Consider the following 17,236-nt stretch of genomic DNA (forward strand, 5'->3'; position numbering starts at 1 on the left):
GGCTTTCAAGGACTCCCATGAAAATCGCTTTCCTCGCCTGCGCGACCACGCTTCCCGGCGCGCCGGACCGCCGCGGCGACGCTTTCGAACACGACCAGCAAATGGCCGCGCTGACCGCAGCGCTTCGCCCCGGCGAAAGCGTGGAGGACATCGACTGGCTGGCCCCGCTCGAGGCCTTCGCCGGCTTTGACCTCGCCATCATCGGGACGCCGTGGGACTATCAGGACAACCGCGAAGCCTTCCTCGCCAAACTCGAAGCCATCGCCGCGCTGGGCGTACCCGTTTGCAACGCGCCCGAGGTCGTGCGCTGGAACATCGACAAGGGCTACCTCGCGGAACTTGGCGAGCGCGGCGTCGCGACGATCCCGACCCTTCTGCTGGACAATCCGGGCCGTGACGAAATTCTCGCCGCCTTCGATCACTTTGGCTGTGACCGCCTTGTTGTGAAGCGCCGCGTCGGCGCAGGCGCGGAGGGCCAGTTCGATTTCACGCGGCGCGCGCCCCCTGCCGAAGACTGGCGCATGGGCCACCCTGCACTCGTCCAGCCATTCCTCCCCGGCATCGTCACGGAGGGCGAGCATTCGCTGATCTTCATCGACGGCGCGTTCAGCCACGGCCTGATCAAGCGCCCCGCGCCGGGCGACTACCGCGTCCAGTCGCTCTATGGCGGTTGGGACACGGCGGTCATGCCCGCCCCTGCCGATCTCGCGGCGGCCGAGGCGGTGCTGGCCGGCCTCCCCTTCCCCGCCCCGCTCTATACCCGCATCGATCTTGTGCGCGGGCCAGATGGCAATCTGCTCCTGATGGAAGCGGAACTTATCGAGCCGTTCCTCTACCCCCTCCAGGGCCCGGAGCTGGGCCCGCGCCTCCTCGCCGGAATCCGGCGCCGCCTCACTGCATCTGGGCGCGGAACGAGATCGTGAAGCTGGGCGGCGTGCCGCTCGAACCTGCCATCGTGCCCTTGGGATTGACGCAGATGAACTTCACCGCCGCGTCATAGGCGGTGGTTGGAGTATATGTGCAGCCGGCATATGTCGTGGGTGCAGAGGCAGCGTTTGAATATTTGATGTCGGTGCTCGCGGTAAAGGTCAGCGCGCTGGTCGGGCTGCCTTGCGTGAAGGTCGGCGTTGCGGCGGTTCCCACCAGCATCTGGCTCGGCAGCGCATCGATCAGCAGCACCGTATTGTTGTCCACTGCCGTCGGTCCGGTGTTCGAAACAAGGATGGAGTACTGCACGATCGCGCCGGGGATCGCCTTGGGATTGGTGCTGCCGTTGATCGGGTCCGAAAGCACGCTCGAGGTCTTGACCAGAGTCAGTGTCGCATTGGATGCACGGCGGGTGTTGGTGATCGTACAGGAAATGACATCGCCCATGCGGGGAGTCACCGTGCCGCCCACTGTGCTCGGCAGCGTGGTGGCCGAGCCGGTAAAGGCATTGGTGCAGGTCATCGCAGACGTGTATTGCGTCAGGCTTGTTGTGCCTGACCCCACCTCGGTGAAAGTATAGGCGGTGAGCGGCGTGACCATAACCTGCGGGGTCGTGCCGTTGGTCACCGTTGTGCCCGTACCGGTCGTGGTCGTTGTCGCCACGGTGGTCGAGCCCTGGTTGATGTTCATCACAAACTGGTCGGTGGTGAAGCGCCGCCCACCAGTACCCAGCGCCTTGGTGAGCTGCAGGTGCGGGAAGACCGTGTTGGTGAAGACACAGGTGACGATATCGCCGAACTGCAGCGCGCCGAAGCTGTAGTTGGTGCTGATCACTCCGCTCGGCAGCGGCGTGCTCGAACTTACCGAGTTGGTGCAGGAGAGGCTCGACTGGTAGTCGGTCAGCGGGTTCACGCTGCCCGCCGCCATCGACTGCGTGAGCGTCAACGGCAGGGCCGAGGCGGTGGTGAGGGATGCAGCGGTGAACGGGCCGTTGCCCGTGCCGCTGGAGGTTCCGCTCGCCAGCGTGGCGCCGCCCGAGGTTGCATTGATGTTGAAGGTGAACTGGTCGGAAGAAGACGCCCGCGCTCCGGTCAGCTGCAAGTTGAGCCGGATCGAAGCGAAGCGCACAGCGAACATCACGCCCTGAAGGCCACCGCCGACAATCGTGGTGTTCAGTGATGTCGGGGTGCTCGAACCGACGATGTTGGCGCCAACCGTGTTCGGAACGCCGGTAACGCTGAACGTCTGCGTCCCGAGCCCGGTGCTTGTCGGATAGGTCGAGCCGCTGATCGGCCCCGCGGTATCGAGCGCGACCCAGTTGCCGCCGTTGGTCGTGAAAGCGAGCGATTCGCCATCGTTGGAGGATTCGCCATCCGCCGCCACGAACATGTAGCTGGTGATCTGGGAAACACCGGCGGGCGGGGTGAGCACGATATTGGTGATCGAGGCCGTCGTCGTCCCCGCCGCTGTCTGGTAGAGCACCGGGCGTCCACCGACACCGAGAAATGCGGTGTTGCCGATCGCCGCGCCGGTCCAAGACGGCGTCGCTGCGCCCGTGATTGCCGCGCCGCTGATCTTGAGCGTGAAAGTCATCACGGTGCCGTCGGGCAGCGTGTACGACATCGCCTGCCCCGCGCCGGAACGCGCCGCAGTGTCGTTGTAGCCGGTAAAATCGAGCCAGCAGTAGCTCTGCCAGTTGGCAGGCCCGGTCGAGCCTTGCGAGGTGGCGTAGAAGCAGCTTGCGGCTTCAGCGCGGCCCGCGCCAAGGCACAGCATGAGCAAGGCAAGCAGCACCGCCGAAACGTGGCGAACATACCCGCGGGTCGCGCCCGCGCATCCGGTCCCGAACCTGATCATGGCACCGGGACCTAGGGCAAAACCCTTAGGAGAGAGTTAACCATGCCCCGCCGCGAGCGGCGGGGTCAGGCTTCAGTTGGCGAGCCCTGCGATGGCGCTGTCGACCAGTGCCTTGTCCGCGCTCGCGCCGTGGTGGGCGGCGATAAGCTGGCCGGCGGCCGCTGCAGCTGCTGAAGCAGCGCGGGCGCGCAGTTCCTCGACCGCAGCGCGCTCGGCGGCGGCGATCTTGTCAGTCGCCATCTTCTCGCGCCGCAGGATCATCGCGCCGGTATCCGCCTCGGCCTTGGCAATGATTGCCTGGGCCTCGTGGCGGGCATGCTCGACCATGGCGGCAGCATCGGCTTCGGCGCCGGCGATCTTGGCGGCATATTCGGCGCGAAGCGCTTCGGCCTCGGCACGCAGTGCCTTGGCGGCATCAAGCTGCTCACGAATCGCGGCGATCTTCTTGTCGAGCCCGCCGGTGATCGCAGCGGGGACTTTCTGCCACACCACGATGAGGAGGAACGCGGTCATCGACAGCGCGACCCACATGCCCGGGGTGATGAAGCCGAAGGCCATCGGCTCGGCATGTTCGCCGTGTTCGGCAGCGGCGTGCGCCGCAGCTGCCAGCAGAGCAAGATCAGCCATGGAGCACGTCCTTCACCGCCGCACGCGCGGCATCGGCAGCAACCGTGAGGCCCGCGACGCGCGCCGCGATATCGGCGGCAGCTTCGGCGGCGACGGTTTCGATTTCAGCGAGCGCGCCGGCCCGTGCCGCAGCAATGCGGGCTTCAGCTTCGGCGATCTTCGCGTCACCCTCGGCTCCTGCCGCGCTGAGCCGCACTTCGGCAGCCTTGGCGGCTTCGGCCTTGGCCGCGGCGATCAGCGCCTGAGCTTCGCCGCGCTGCTTGGCAGCCTCGGCCTTCCACGCCTCATCCTTCGCATCGGCCTCGCGGCGCGCGGCTTCCGCGGCTTCGAGGTCGGCGGCGATCCGCTTGTCGCGACCTTCCATGGTCTCGATCACGCGGGGCGCCATGCCCCGGCCAACGAGGAAGAAGACCGCGCCGAAAATGACGAGCATCCAGAAAATCTGGCTCGAATAAGTCGCGGCAAGCTGCGAAATCTGGGGCATCTGGGTTCCCGCTCAGGCAGGTCGCTGGAAATACAATCGGGGGTGCACCGCCGACCCGTCCGGCCCCGCACGAAGGCGGGGCGGCCGGGAAGGCAGCAGCGTTCCGAAATCAGGCGACGAAGATCAGGATCATCGCCACGACGAACGAGAGCAGGCCGAGAAGTTCGGCGGCCGCGAAGCCGATGAACAGGCGGCCCTGCTGGCCGTCAGCCGCGCCCGGATTGCGCAGCGCGCTCTCGAGGAACGAACCGAAGACGTTGCCAACGCCGATGGCGGCCATGCCGGCGCCGATCGCAGCGAGACCCGCACCGATGAGCTTGGCGCTTGCAGGTTCCATGACTTAAACTCCCTTTTCTCAAAAATTCAGGTGGTTGGATGGGTATTCGAAAGCTCAGTGCAGATGCTCGGCGTCGTTGATGTACAGCGAGGTGAGCAGCGCAAAAACATAGGCCTGGATGCCGGCGACGAGGATCTCGAGCGCGCAGATCGCAACCATCAGGATGAAGCTGGGGATCGAGACGAGCCCCATGAAAAACGCGCCGGCATTGGCGCCGCCGATCACGAAGCTGGAAAGCACCTCGAGCAGCACGTGCCCTGCCATCATCGCGACGAAGAGCCTCAGACCAAGGCTGAAGGGGCGCACGAGGAACGAGACCAGCTCGATCACGAAAATCAGCGGGATCATCGGCAGCGGCGTGCCGTGCGGCACGAACAGCGAGAAGAAGTGGAAGCCGTGCTTCCAGAAGCCGACCACCAGGACGATCGAGAACGACAGGATGGCAAGCACGCCTGTCGCGGTGAAATGGCTGGTGAAGGTAAAGGGGTGCAGGCCGACGAGGCCGAGCGGCAGGAGGCCGAGCAGGTTGGCGAAAAGGATGAACATGAACAGCGAGAACACGTAAGGCAGGTACTTGCGCCCTTCCTTGCCGATGTTCGCGGTCAGCATGTTCTCGATGAAGCCGGTCATCGACTCGACCATCATCTGCCAGCGGCCGGGCACGAGCTCGCGCTTCATCCCGCCGATCATGAAGGCGTAAAGCACCACTGCTGAAATCAGCATCCACAGCGCCGAATTCGTGAACGCAACGTTGAACCCCGCGATCGACCAGTGATCGGTGCCGAACAGCGGCTCGATCGTGAACTGGTGCATCGGATCAACTTTGGCTTCGGTTGCCACGCGCGAAAATCCCGTTTCCTGTTACGCCAAAACGGCCTCCCGATGCGGCCCCCTGGTCCAAGGGGCTCAATCGGAACGCCGGTTCGCAATCCGGATGATGTTTCTGAAGGCAACCCCCGTTCCGAGAAACAGCATCACCAACAGGCCCCAGTGGCCGCGACCGACAAGCCAATCAATGGCCACGCCAACCGCCGCACCGCCGATCATACCCCCCAGCAATTCGGCCAGCACCTGGTTGCCGAGGCGGTATCCCGCATCTGCACCCTGCTGGCCGCTGCGGGTCCGCTCAGCCTCGATGCGACGAGCGGCGGCAAGCCTCTCCTCGAGCGATGCGATGCGGGGATCCGCGCCGATGGGGTCCTCACGGTCAGGGTCGTCTTCCATGCCGGCCTTTCTTGGCGTTGCCGCGTCGAAGTAGGCCAGGCGCGGGAAACAAACCCCCGTCAAGGGCGCGGCCCCTTTAGGAAGGGCTCGGGGCCAAGTCAACCGCGGCAAAGCGGGCTGTAACCGGCAGTTTTGCGGCAAGTGCGAAGGGAATTGCCCACCCCGCCCCGGATGCGCCCCGCATTACCCCTCAGGGGCAGCGCGAATCGCGCAGGGGCGGTGCGCCGGTGCGCGTCTGCCAGCTGCCGTCGGGGCCCTGGTACTTTTCCCCTGGCACGGTCTGCGAGATCAGCAGGCATCCCGAGGTGAGCGCATATTCCTCCACCGTCGCCTTGGCAGCGGCAGCCTTCTCGGCATAGATCGCCTTGCGCTTGATATTGAGCTCGTCGATCACCGCCTTGAGGGTCGGCGTAGGCGGCACGACATAGCCCAGGTAGCCGTCAACCTTCTCGCCCACCTGCCCGGCGGCGCGCGCCGCGGCATAAGCAGGATCGCGCTGCGCGAGCGCGGCTGCCGGGATCATGCCCGCCACAGCCAGAACGGCCGCCACGAGCCCGAACTTTCCAAATGTGCGTGCCATGATCAGAAAACTTCCTTGTTGTTCTCGATCGTCTGGCTCGCGTCTCCGGCCAGGCGATAGACCACTTCCTGCTTGATGTTGATGTTGAGCTCGATGACGATCGGTTTGTCGGGCGCTTTTATCGTGATGCAGCCCCCCGTCGTCATCGCTCCCGCCATCCCCAGTGCGGCAAGCAGCAGCCGCACCGGCCCGCGGCGCCCATTTCCCATCACGGTGTGCCCTTCATTCATGATGGGCCAATTCGTTGCAGGGTTGCGGTGCCTGGTCAATTGCTGGTTCCTTATGGCTTGGGCGGGCTTGCCGGAGGCTGAACGCCGCTGGCAGGTCCCTGAAAGGTAGGAGGCCGGAAAGGCAGGACGCCCGGCGGCGGCTGCGGGTTCATCGAACTGACCAGGCTGTAGAACGGTGCGTGGATGTTGACATTGAACTTGACCGGGATCTTCGCAACCTGCCGCGTCAGGAAATTCTGCTTTGCGTCTCGGCCCTGCTTGATCCCGGTGAATTCCACGCGCGTCACCACGTCGCCCGCCAGATTGCCGTCGAGCCCGATGGTCATGCGCGAATAGTCGAGCGATTTCAGCGAATCGAACGCGAAGTTCGCCATGGCCGAAAGGTCTTTGTACGACAGCGCGCCGACATAGGAGACCGTCCCCCCGGGGCTGCGCGAAACCAGCGCGCCGCCCTTGATCCGCCCGCCGCCGGCATCGAATTCCAGCGGCAGGTGCCCGTCGAAGGTGCCGGTGGCGGAAAGGTTGGCCAGTTCCATTCGCTCAAGGAATTTGGCCGCGTCCATCCCCTCGATATCGATCTGGAAACGGCGTGTTTCGGCCACGGTCAGCCTGAGATCGCCCGGCGCGAGCCGCAAGGTCCCGCCGAGAAACGGCCAGGTCGCGCCGTTGATGCGCACCACCTGCCCGGCGAGGAGTTCCAGATCCATCACGCCGTCCTTCACCTCGATCCCCGGATTGGCGGAGGCGATGTGCAGGGTCTGGTGCGGCGCGGTGACCATGCCGATCAGGTCGGTAAAGGAAAGCATGCCCGACAAGCCCTTCACCGGGCCAAAGGCTGCTGCAAAATCAAGGCCATCGGTGCCGAAGCTGCCGGCGCTTGTCACCGTCTCTGCGGTCCAGTCCACCCGGCCCTGCCCGCGCACCGTGCCTTCCGCGTCGGCGATCACACCCTTGAACTGGGGCACCAGCGCGGTGAGCTGCAGCCCGCCGACCTTGCCCGGGACGAGCTTGCCCTTGTCGAACACGAGCCGCTCGACCACCAGATCGGCGCTCCCGCGCGCGGTGGCCAGATCATGCCGCACGTTCACGCGCAGGACCTCACGCCGCGAATCCGGCTCACGCAGCAGCGCCTCTGCCGTGATGCGGTTGTCCCTGAGCGTGAGGACCGCGCCGTCGCCCGCCAGAGTCTTGAACCGGGCGGGCTGGAAACGGTCGGCAGCCGCAAAGCGCACGCCGCTGAGAGTCAGCGCCCCGCCGGCAAAGCGCCAGTCGCCCGCCGCGCCGCCCAGATCGATCGGTACGGCAGCAAGCTTCACGTCCACCCCGTCGAAGGTGCCCGCAAGATCCGCGCCCAGCCGCGCCACCAGATTGCCCAGACGAAACGTGGTCGCCGAAGCGCCCGGCCCAAGCGTAACATCGGCGCTGCGCACGGTCATCGTTCCCGGCCAGGCGAGCCCGACCGGCCCGGTGCTCAGGACAAGCGGGGTTGCGCCAAGCCGCCCGGTCAGCGCAAGCGATGGTACGCCAAGCGCAGCCCTCAGCCCGCCCGGCCCGCTCTGAACGATGGCCTGGCCTCGCGCCGGGCACAGCGTCAGCCGTTTGCGGTCGATGCTGACCGCGCCGAGTTGAAGGCTGGTGAAGGCCGGAGTGACGCAGCCCGGCCAGAGCGCCAGACCGCCGCGGGGGCCCAGGGTGCCGTCAATCGGCAAGGCAAGGCCGGAGACCGCGCCGCCCGGGATCGCCCCCGAAAGCTGCGCCATGCCGGTAAAGCGCAGCCCCCCATCCGGCGCCTGCGCCACTTCGAGCAGCGGCAGCGCCAGCCGTTCGCCGCCCACGCGGTATTCGGCCATGCGCAACCTGAGCGCCGGGCGCCCGCCTGCGCCGGGCTCCATGCGCCCGGTGATCGGCGGCAGGCCTTCCCCTGCCATGACGAAATTGCCGGTAAGGCGCGGCAGACCGCTGCCCTCCCCCGCCACCTGCAGCCGCGAGACCGAAAGCAGCGCCGCTCCGCTGCCACCGCGCAATGCAGCGCTGGGCGCAACGAGGCTCCAGCGCTCACCCTCGCGCCGCAGCACGACATCGCCTGCCAGTCTGCTGCCCCGCTCCTCACGCGCCAGCGCGGCGCGCATCCGCGCGATCAGCGGCGCGGCCAGCGTGCCTTCCGCCGCTGTCTGCGCACTCGCCAGCGCCCGCTCGCTCGCTGTCCCGCGCGCGAGGCCCCGGCCCGTTATGCCGCCCCGGAACACGAGGCCCGCAAGGCCGGCCTTGGCCTCGACATCTCCGTCCAGCCCCAGCGCACCGGCGAGCAGCGCCGCCGTCCGCACGCCGCCTGCCTCGCCGCTCACATGGCCGCGCAACGCAGCGCCTTTTAGCGAAAGCGTCCCCTCCAGCGCCAGCCGCTGCGCCGCCAAGCCGGGCGCGGCCAGCGCGCCGCCTTCAAGCTTGCCCTTGATCGCCGCGCCGCCAAAATCCTTGTCGCCGGTGAGGTCGAGCGCCAATGCGGCGGGTCCGAGGCGGATGTCTTTCCCGCAGGCAAGCCCCGCCAGCCGCAACGGTCCCTCAAAGCGCGGACGCCCGTCGCTGACCGAAACCTTGCCATAGGCACTTGCCCGCTCCGCCGTGCAGCCGCCCGCCGCCACTGCGGGCATGATGGCCGCCAGGGTTCCGGCAAACCCGCCCGCCAGATTGCCCGCGCCGTCCGCCTTCAGGGCAATGCGGCCATAATCGCTTTCAACGAGGGCTCGGCCGTCGACGAGCTTCAGATCAAGATCAGGCAGGCCCGGCGCCGTGTTTGACGGCTGCTTGGGAAAAAGCAGCGGATCAAGCGCCCCGAAGCTCGGTTTTCCCGCGTGCCAGCTGCCAAAGAGGCGCGGCTGTTCAAGCGTGATGCGGCCGATACGCGGGCCGGCAAGGCCATAGGCGATCCGCACTTCGGCGCGCGCGATGGTGAGGTCGGGATGCGCCGGATCGCCGATCACGATGTTCGTGAGCACCTGGGTATCGGCGCCGATCGTCTGGATCGCATAGTGGCCGGGCAGGCCCATCTGCGCCAGTTGACCGTCGATCAGGTTCCTGGCGATCGGCTCGCGTGCGGTCCACAGCCCGATGGCAAGCGCCACCAGCACGCCTGAGGAGGCAAGCAGCACCTGCCGCCGCCTGCGCGGTCGCGGGAGCGACACGCCGCCGTCCGGCGATTCGCTCGCAAACTCGGTCTCGTCCGGCATCCCCGCCCTTGTTGCCCAGCGCCCGCGCCGAAGCAATGGCGAGACGCGCCCGGCTTGCGCCGCCGCGCCAAGGCGGGCAAAGATCGGCCCGCCAAGCCATGGACGATCCGCCCAGCCTCTTTCCCCAGCGCAGCCGCGAGCCAGCCGATCGCGACAGGGTGCGCGAAGCCGGGCTCGATCCTTCCGGCCACCGTGCGCGCCTGCGCAAGCGTTTGCTCGAAGGCAGCGACGATGCCCTCGCCGATCACGAAGTCATCGAATACCTCCTGATGACCGCGATTCCCCGGCAGGATGTCAAACCCCTGGCGCGCATGCTGCTCCAGCGCTTCGGCAGCCTTGCCGCCGTGTTCAATGCAGACCCCCGCGCGCTGATGGCGACACCCGGGATCAAGGAGACCGCCGCCGCCGCGCTGCGTATCGCCGGTGTTTCCGCCCGCCGTCTCGCCCGCGCGACGGTCTCCGAAATGCCCGTGCTCTCAAGCTGGCAGGCGCTGCTCGACTATCTCCACATCGATATGGCCCACCTCACGCACGAGCGGGTGCGGGTGCTCTATCTCAACACGCAGAACCGCCTCATCCTCGATGACAAAGTGGCCGACGGCGATATCGACGAGGCCGCGATCCACCCGCGCAAGGTGATCCACAAGGCCATGGACATCGGCGCCGCCGCGCTGATCCTCGTCCACAATCACCCCTCCGGCAGCCCCGAACCCAGCCGCGCCGATATCCAGATCACCCAGAAGATCCTCGAGGCCGGCCGCCTGCTCGGCGTCACAGTACACGATCACGTGATCATCGGGCGGCAGGGCCACGTAAGCCTGAAGGCAAAGGGGCTGATCTGATGTGCGTTGCCGCCGTGGCCTTCCTGGCCGATCCGCGCTGGCGGCTGGTCGTGATCGGCAATCGCGACGAATTCCACGAGCGCCCGACTGCGCCCTTGGCGCGCTGGCCAAACGGCGTGATCGCAGGGCGTGATTTGCAGGCCGGCGGCACATGGCTGGGCGCAGCGGAGAACGGCCGCGTCGCGCTCGTCACCAACTTGCGTGTCGACGGCTACCCGCAGGCCCACCTCGCCTCGCGCGGCGCGCTGGTGACCGACTGGCTGGCAGGCCGTGAACCCGCCTCGCCCGAATCCATGAACCCGTTCAACCTGTTCATGGACGATAGTGACAGCGCATGGCACCTCACGAACTTTCCCGTAGTGCAGCGCCTGCCGCTCGCCCAAGGCCTCCACGGCCTGTCCAACGGCCCGCACGACCTGCCTTGGGCCAAGACCCTCGCGCTGGAGGCGGCTCTGACGCGGTGGCTGGAGGCCGGGTCCAACGACCCCGCCCCGCTTTTCGCCGCGCTGGCGGACCAGACCGAACTCACCGGCGAAGGCCCTGAACGCCGCTTCTCCCCCGTCTTCATCCGCAACCCGCTCTACGGCACGCGCTGCTCCACCGTACTCCTTATCGCCGCCGACGGCGCCGCGCGCATCATCGAACGCCGCTTCGATGCGGCAGGCCGCGCCGCGGGTGAAACCGTGATCGAGTACCAGACGGTCATCTGAGCCCCCTCTTGCCTTAAGCCCCCCCTCACCGTAGCGGCACCGCACACCCTGTTTAGCCGGAGTCGCCCATGGTCCCCCGTTATGCCCGCCCCGCGATGACCGCGATCTGGGAGCCGGAGGCGCGCTATCGCATCTGGTTCGAGATCGAGGCCCACGCGACCGAGAAGTTGGGTGAGCTCGGCGTCGTGCCGCAGTCAGCAGCCAAGGCGTTGTGGGATTGGTGGGCGACGGGCCCGATAATTGACGTCGCCGCGATCGACGCGATCGAGGCCGTGACCAAGCACGATGTAATCGCCTTCCTCGATTGGGTAGCGAAAGAAGTCGGCCCCGAAGCGCGCTTCATGCACCAGGGCATGACCAGCTCGGACGTGCTCGACACCACCCTCAACGTCCAGCTCACGCAGGCTGCCGATCTCCTTATCGCCGATATCGACGCGCTGCTGGAGGCGATTAAGCGCCGTGCGGTGGAGCACAAGTACACCCCGACCATCGGCCGCAGCCACGGCATCCATGCCGAACCGACCACTTTCGGCCTCAAGCTCGCGCAGGCCTATGCCGAGTTCGCCCGCTGCCGCACGCGCCTCGTTGCCGCGCGCGCCGAAGTCGCGACTTGCGCCATATCGGGCGCAGTCGGCACTTTCGCCAATATCGATCCGGCAGTCGAAGCCCATGTAGCGGAAAAGCTGAGCCTTGCGGTGGAGCCCGTCTCCACACAGGTCATCCCGCGCGATCGCCATGCGATGTTCTTTGCCGTCCTCGGCGTCATCGCCAGCAGCATCGAACGCCTCGCCACCGAAGTGCGCCACTTGCAGCGCACCGAAGTATTGGAAGCGGAGGAATACTTCTCGCCCGGCCAGAAGGGTTCTTCGGCCATGCCGCACAAGCGCAACCCGGTGCTGACCGAAAACCTCACCGGCCTCGCCCGCGTCGTCCGCTCCGCCGTCACCCCCGCGCTCGAAAACGTCGCGCTGTGGCACGAGCGCGATATCTCGCACTCCTCGGTCGAGCGCTTTATCGGCCCCGATGCGACGATCACGCTCGATTTCGCCCTCGCCCGCCTCACCTCGGTGATCGACAAGCTGCTCGTCTACCCCGAGCGAATGCAGAAGAACCTCGACCGCATGGGCGGCCTTGTCCACTCGCAGCGCGTGCTCCTTGCGCTCACGCAGGCTGGCCTCACACGCGATGATTCCTACCGCTTGGTCCAGCGCAACGCGATGCAGGTCTGGCAATCTGACGGCCAACTCTCGCTGCTCGAACTGCTGAAAGCCGATCCCGAAGTGAGCGCGGTGATGTCTGCGCAGGAGCTCGAGGACAAGTTCAACCTCGACTATCACTTCAAGGCGGTCGACACGATCTTCGCGCGGGTGTTCGGCGCCTGAGGCAAGGACCTTGGCGGGCACCTTGGCGGGGACTGGTCTTCCCCGCCAAAGGGTCCTAGCATAGGGTCAACCGGGGGGCTGGGGACAAAGCCTGATGAAAGTGTTTCGCTCGATCCTGTGGCTGGTCATCGTGGCAGCGCTGGCCGCGTTCTCAGCCGCCAACTGGGTGCCGGTCGAACTCACCATTTGGCAGGGCCTGGCGCTTGATACCAAGCTGCCGGCGCTGGTTATCGCCGCCTTCCTCCTCGGCTTCGTGCCGATGTGGCTCGTCCACCGCACAACACGCTGGCGGCTCTCGCGCCGCATCACCGCGCTCGAAACCTCGCTTGCCAATTCGGCCTCCCTTTCCTCCACGCAGCTTGATGCTGCCAGCAGACGAGCATCCGAAAATCCATGAGCAATCCCGTCTATCTTGCGCTCGATCTGCCCCGGCTCGATGCCGGGCTCGCGCTGATCCAGAAGGTCAGGGGTCATATCGGCGGGGTGAAACTCGGCCTCGAATTCTTCTGCGCGCACGGCCACCACGGGGTGCATGAAGTCGCCAAGCTCGGCCTGCCGATCTTCCTCGACCTGAAGCTGCACGACATTCCGAACACCGTCGCCGCCGCGATGCAGTCGATCCACGTACTCGAACCCGCGATCGTCACCGTCCACGCCGCGGGCGGGCGGGCGATGATGGAGGATGCCAAGGCCGCGGCAGGCGAACACTGCAAGGTCGTCGCGGTTACCGTGCTCACCAGCCTCGATGACGACGACCTCGCCGGCGTCGGCGTCCCCGGCGGCGCGCACGATCAGGCGCTGCGCCTCGCCGATCTGGCGCAGGAAGCCGGGCTCGATGGTATCGTCTGTTCAGGCCACGAAGTCGGCGCGATCCACAAGCGCTGGAAGAACGGCTTCTTCGTCGTTCCGGGCCTCAGGCCGGACAGCGGCCATACGGCGGACCAGAAGCGCATCGTCACCCCCCGCGCCGCGCGCAACGACGGCGCCAGCGTCCTCGTCATCGGCCGCCCGATCAGCCGCGCCGAAGACCCGGTCGCCGCCGCCCGCGCCATCGAAGCCACGCTCTGAGCCAACGTCCATGCCGACCTACCGCATAGCCCAGCCCGTCGACGCGCCTGCCGTGCGCGCCCTGATTGAAAGCGGCTATCGGGGCGACAGCGCCAGGCGGGGCTGGTCGAACGAAGCCGACCTCCTTGGCGGCGACCGCACCACGCCCGAAGAAGTCGCCGCAATGATCGCCGCGCCCGATAAGCGCGTGCTCCTCGCCGAGGAGGACGGCGCGCTGGTCGGCACCGTCACAGTGACCGATCTCGGGCAAGGCCGCGCCTATATGGGCCTCCTGTGCGTCGATCCCGAACGCCAGGCCGGCGGCCTTGGCCGCATGCTTGTCCACGAAGTGGAACAGCTCGCCGCCGAGGTGTTCGGCTCCAAAGTCATGGAACTCATCGTCGTCGATGTGCGCACCGAACTCATCGCGTGGTACGAGCGGCGCGGCTACGCCCGCACTGGCACGCTTCGTCCCTTTCCGCTGCCCATGGATGTGCCCTACAAGATGGTGGAGCTGGAGCGCCCGATCGCCTGACGGGCGCCTGCACGTGCGGTTCAGCACCGCGAAAGCCGGTGCGGTCCAGATGCGGGGCAATACACTCCAAGGGGGACCACCCATGATCAAGCCTTCCACCTCGCTCCTCCTATCCGCCGCGCTCACCGCCGCGAGCGCTGCGCCTGCCATGGCGCAGGCCGTTTCGTCCGGCCCCGTCGTCGCCCCCGGCAATGCAGTCCTCACCGTGAGCGCCGATGGGCGCAGCACGCGCGTGCCCGATCTTGCCGTGTTCAGCGCAGGCGTCACCACGCAGGCGAAAACCGCCGCCGATGCCCTATCGGAGAACGCCGACCGGATGAACGCCGTGATCGCCGCGCTCAAGGCCTCCGGCATTGCCGAGCGTGATATCCAGACCAGCAATCTCTCGGTGAACCCGGTCTACGGCCAGCCTCGCGCCGACGCGAACGGCAACGTGACCGGCGATCCGGTCATCGTGGGCTATCAGGCGAACAACCAGGTCGAGGTCAAGCAGCGCAAGATCGGCAACTACGGCAAGACCATCGATACATTGGTGAATGCCGGCGCCAACCAGGTCAGCGGCCCCTCGTTCCAGCTCGACAACCCCGATGCCGCCAGCGACGAGGCCCGTCTCGAAGCCATGAAGAAGGCCCGCGCCCGTGCTGAGCTTTACGCCAAGGCGGCCGGCCTCACCGTCAAGCGCATCCTCACCATCAGCGAAGGCGGCGGCTACAGCCCGCAGCCGATGGTGATGTACGCGCGCGCCGAGGCGATGATGGCCAAGGCGCCCAGCCCGGTTGCGGCGGGCGAAGTGCAAGTTGGCGCGAACGTGACGGTGACGTTCGAACTGGGGCAGTAAGTCAGGCCCACCCCCAACCCCTCCCGCAAGCGGGAGGGGGGCAGGTGACGCTGGTCCTCTTCTCCCGCTCACGCAACGCCCCTCTTCGTCTCCCCTCCCGCACGCGGATCGGACCATTTTTCTTCCCCCCTCCCCGCTTGCGGAACGGATCATTTTTCTTCTCCCCTCCCGCTTGCGGGAGGGGTCGGGGGTGGGCAAGCGGCAAAGCACCACCATTTGACCGACAAACCCCAACCCCCTATCCGCACCCCATGCCCGCCCCCCTGATCAAGATCTGCGGCCTCACCACCCCAGCCGCACTCGAGGCGACCATCGCCGCGCGTGCCGCCTACGCCGGCCTCGTGGTCTTCCCCCCCAGCCCCCGCCACCTCGCGCTCACCGATGCCGCCGCGCTAGCCGCCCGTGCGGCCGGTCGGATCAAGCTCGTCGGCCTCTTCGTCGATGCGGCGGACAGCCTGATCGCCGAAGTCGTCGAAGCCGCGAAACTCGATGTGATCCAGCTCCATGGAAAGGAAGACCCCGCCCGCGTCGCCGCACTCCGCGCCGCCTTCGGAAAGCCCGTCTGGAAGGCGCTCGCTGTCTCCAGCCGCGCCGATATCGAAAACGCGGAACGGTTCGCCGGAGCTGCCGATCTCGTCCTCTTCGATGCCAAGCCGCCCAAGGGTGCAGCGCTCCCCGGCGGCCTCGGTCTCGTCTTCGACTGGACCTTGCTCTCCGGCTACAAGAGCCCGGTACAATGGGGCCTTGCCGGCGGCCTATCCCCCGCCAATGTGGCAGAGGCCGTGCGCACCACCAACGCCCCGCTGGTCGACGTCTCCTCCGGCGTCGAAAGCGCCCCGGGCGTGAAGGACGTGGACCTGATCGCCCAATTCTGCCTCGAAGCCCGCGCCGCCTGAAAGAAAATCCCGTCACCCCGGGCTTGACCCGGGGTCCCGATTTGTTTCTGCACCAAGCGTTCGGCGGTAGCAGGACCCCGGATCAAGTCCGGGGTGACGTAGTGACTTTTGCGCAAGCCGCCTGATTGCCCTAAAGCCCCGCGAATCTGGACAAGCGCGCGCCCCTCTGCCAAGCGGTGCGCCATGAACGTGCCCATCCCCAACAGCTTCCGCACCCAGCCCGATGCACAGGGCCATTTCGGCCAGTTCGGCGGCCGCTATGTCGCCGAAACGCTGATGCCGCTGATCCTTGATCTGGAAGCGGAATATCGCAAGGCCAAGGCGGACCCCGCCTTCCACGCCGAGTTCGACGATCTGCTCGAACACTACGTCGGCCGCCCTAGCCCGCTCTATTTCGCCCCGCGCCTCACCGAGGAACTGGGCGGCGCGCAAGTCTGGTTCAAGCGCGACGAGCTCAATCACACCGGCGCGCACAAGATCAACAACTGCATCGGCCAGATCCTCCTCGCCATCCGCATGGGCAAGACGCGGATCATCGCCGAGACCGGCGCAGGCCAGCACGGCGTCGCCACCGCGACCGTCTGCGCGCGCTTTGGCCTGCCCTGCACGATCTTCATGGGCGCGACCGACGTTGCCCGCCAGCAGCCCAACGTGTTCCGCATGAAGCTGCTCGGCGCCGAAGTCGTCCCCGTCACCGCCGGTGCCGCCACGCTGAAGGACGCGATGAACGAGGCGCTGCGCGATTGGGTCGCGAACGTCCACAACACCTTCTACATCATCGGCACTGCCGCCGGCCCGCACCCCTATCCGGAACTCGTCCGCGATTTCCAGAGCGTGATCGGCAAGGAAGCCCGCGCCCAGATGCTCGCCCGCGTCGGCCGCCTGCCCGACCTGCTCGTCGCGGCGATCGGCGGCGGCAGCAATGCCATCGGTCTGTTCCACCCTTTCCTCGATGATCCCAGCGTCAAGATGATGGGCGTCGAAGCCGCCGGCCACGGGCTTGATCAGCTCCACGCCGCCAGCCTCGCAGGCGGCCGCCCCGGCGTGCTCCACGGCAACAAGACCTATCTGCTGCAGGACGAGGACGGCCAGATTCTCGAAGGCCACTCGATTTCGGCGGGTCTCGACTATCCCGGCATCGGCCCCGAACACGCCTGGCTCAAGGAAACCGGCCGCGTCCAGTACACCTCGGTGACCGACACCGAAGCGCTCGACGGCTTCCAGCTGCTCTGCCGCACAGAAGGCATCATCCCCGCCCTCGAACCCGCCCACGCCATCGCCGCGGTGAAGAAGATCGCGCCTACCATGGACAAGGACGCGATCATCCTCGCCAACCTGTGCGGACGCGGCGACAAGGACATCTTCTCGGTCGCGGAGCATCTGGGGGTTAAGCTGTGATCTACCCCAGGCTGCTCTTCGCGTCGGTTTTCATGGGAATGTTTGTTGCCACCATTTTCGAAGGTCTCTTAGGTGACGCGATTGCTACAATTCTACCG

Annotated in this window: 19 protein-coding genes; 10 read left to right on the forward strand and 9 right to left on the reverse strand. The window is 66.7% G+C overall.

Features of this window, described 5'->3' with window-relative positions; all coding sequences use genetic code 11:
* The first annotated feature begins 17 nt into the window (after window positions 1-17).
* Window positions 18-923: a hypothetical protein gene (locus tag WCL10_RS04355; protein ID WP_336894405.1), complete on the forward strand. Its 906-nt coding sequence runs from the start codon at window positions 18-20 to the stop codon at window positions 921-923.
* On the opposite strand, the gene WCL10_RS04360 is transcribed toward WCL10_RS04355, so the two are convergent.
* The 9 genes from WCL10_RS04360 to WCL10_RS04400 all read right to left on the reverse strand — a co-directional run bounded on the left by WCL10_RS04360 (window position 892) and on the right by WCL10_RS04400 (window position 9,490).
* Window positions 892-2,784 carry a hypothetical protein gene (locus WCL10_RS04360; RefSeq protein WP_336894406.1) on the reverse strand — a complete coding sequence of 631 codons (1,893 nt, stop codon included), beginning with the start codon at window positions 2,782-2,784 and terminating at the stop codon, window positions 892-894. The genes WCL10_RS04355 and WCL10_RS04360 overlap by 32 nt on opposite strands.
* Window positions 2,785-2,856: 72 nt before the next feature.
* Window positions 2,857-3,411 (reverse strand): hypothetical protein, encoded by a 555-nt coding sequence (locus WCL10_RS04365; protein WP_336894407.1) that lies wholly within the window; start codon window positions 3,409-3,411, stop codon window positions 2,857-2,859.
* Window positions 3,404-3,895 carry an ATPase gene (locus tag WCL10_RS04370; RefSeq protein ID WP_336894408.1) on the reverse strand — a complete coding sequence of 164 codons (492 nt, stop codon included), beginning with the start codon at window positions 3,893-3,895 and terminating at the stop codon, window positions 3,404-3,406. Before WCL10_RS04370 ends, WCL10_RS04365 begins: the two co-directional genes overlap by 8 nt.
* 109 nt (window positions 3,896-4,004) lie before the next feature.
* The gene (locus WCL10_RS04375; RefSeq protein WP_054122335.1) at window positions 4,005-4,232 is read right to left on the reverse strand and encodes a F0F1 ATP synthase subunit C; all 228 of its coding nucleotides are present in this window, start codon (window positions 4,230-4,232) and stop codon (window positions 4,005-4,007) included.
* Between the two features lie 54 nt (window positions 4,233-4,286).
* Window positions 4,287-5,072, reverse strand: a complete 786-nt coding sequence (locus tag WCL10_RS04380) for a F0F1 ATP synthase subunit A (protein WP_336894409.1) — start codon at window positions 5,070-5,072, stop codon at window positions 4,287-4,289.
* A gap of 66 nt (window positions 5,073-5,138) precedes the next feature.
* The gene (locus WCL10_RS04385; RefSeq protein WP_336894410.1) at window positions 5,139-5,456 is read right to left on the reverse strand and encodes an AtpZ/AtpI family protein; all 318 of its coding nucleotides are present in this window, start codon (window positions 5,454-5,456) and stop codon (window positions 5,139-5,141) included.
* A 190-nt stretch (window positions 5,457-5,646) separates the two neighbouring features.
* The gene (locus tag WCL10_RS04390) at window positions 5,647-6,036 is read right to left on the reverse strand and encodes a DUF1318 domain-containing protein (protein ID WP_336894411.1); all 390 of its coding nucleotides are present in this window, start codon (window positions 6,034-6,036) and stop codon (window positions 5,647-5,649) included.
* Between the two features lie 2 nt (window positions 6,037-6,038).
* A complete protein-coding gene (locus WCL10_RS04395; RefSeq protein WP_336894412.1) occupies window positions 6,039-6,305 on the reverse strand; it encodes a YnbE family lipoprotein in 267 nt (88 codons plus the stop codon).
* Window positions 6,306-6,316: 11 nt separating this feature from the next.
* Window positions 6,317-9,490, reverse strand: coding sequence for a YdbH domain-containing protein (locus WCL10_RS04400; RefSeq protein WP_336894413.1), 3,174 nt, complete (start codon window positions 9,488-9,490; stop codon window positions 6,317-6,319).
* Between the two features lie 98 nt (window positions 9,491-9,588).
* Here WCL10_RS04400 and radC point away from each other — a divergent pair, with 98 nt between their 5' ends.
* The 9 genes from radC (at window position 9,589) to trpB (ending at window position 17,138) form a co-directional block, all read left to right on the forward strand.
* Entirely contained in the window at window positions 9,589-10,332 is a 744-nt protein-coding gene (gene radC, locus WCL10_RS04405; protein ID WP_336894414.1) for a DNA repair protein RadC, read from the forward strand.
* Window positions 10,332-11,042: an NRDE family protein gene (locus WCL10_RS04410; protein ID WP_336894415.1), complete on the forward strand. Its 711-nt coding sequence runs from the start codon at window positions 10,332-10,334 to the stop codon at window positions 11,040-11,042. The genes radC and WCL10_RS04410 overlap by 1 nt, the downstream gene beginning before the upstream one ends.
* Before the next feature lie 68 nt (window positions 11,043-11,110).
* On the forward strand, window positions 11,111-12,424 hold the full coding sequence (gene purB / locus WCL10_RS04415) for an adenylosuccinate lyase (protein ID WP_336894416.1): 1,314 nt from the start codon (window positions 11,111-11,113) through the stop codon (window positions 12,422-12,424).
* Window positions 12,425-12,518: 94 nt separating this feature from the next.
* Window positions 12,519-12,821, forward strand: a complete 303-nt coding sequence (locus tag WCL10_RS04420; protein ID WP_336894417.1) for a DUF1049 domain-containing protein — start codon at window positions 12,519-12,521, stop codon at window positions 12,819-12,821.
* Entirely contained in the window at window positions 12,818-13,492 is a 675-nt protein-coding gene (gene pyrF, locus WCL10_RS04425) for an orotidine-5'-phosphate decarboxylase (RefSeq protein WP_336894418.1), read from the forward strand. Before WCL10_RS04420 ends, pyrF begins: the two co-directional genes overlap by 4 nt.
* 10 nt (window positions 13,493-13,502) lie before the next feature.
* Window positions 13,503-14,006 (forward strand): GNAT family N-acetyltransferase, encoded by a 504-nt coding sequence (locus WCL10_RS04430; protein WP_336894419.1) that lies wholly within the window; start codon window positions 13,503-13,505, stop codon window positions 14,004-14,006.
* An 82-nt stretch (window positions 14,007-14,088) separates the two neighbouring features.
* Window positions 14,089-14,844: an SIMPL domain-containing protein gene (locus WCL10_RS04435; RefSeq protein ID WP_336894420.1), complete on the forward strand. Its 756-nt coding sequence runs from the start codon at window positions 14,089-14,091 to the stop codon at window positions 14,842-14,844.
* 251 nt (window positions 14,845-15,095) lie between these two features.
* A complete protein-coding gene (locus WCL10_RS04440) occupies window positions 15,096-15,740 on the forward strand; it encodes a phosphoribosylanthranilate isomerase (RefSeq protein ID WP_336894421.1) in 645 nt (214 codons plus the stop codon).
* Between the two features lie 183 nt (window positions 15,741-15,923).
* Entirely contained in the window at window positions 15,924-17,138 is a 1,215-nt protein-coding gene (trpB, locus tag WCL10_RS04445) for a tryptophan synthase subunit beta (RefSeq protein ID WP_336894422.1), read from the forward strand.
* Window positions 17,139-17,236 lie beyond the last annotated feature (98 nt).

This window comes from Novosphingobium sp. (genome assembly GCF_037133355.1).
Classification (GTDB): Bacteria; Pseudomonadota; Alphaproteobacteria; order Sphingomonadales; family Sphingomonadaceae; genus Novosphingobium.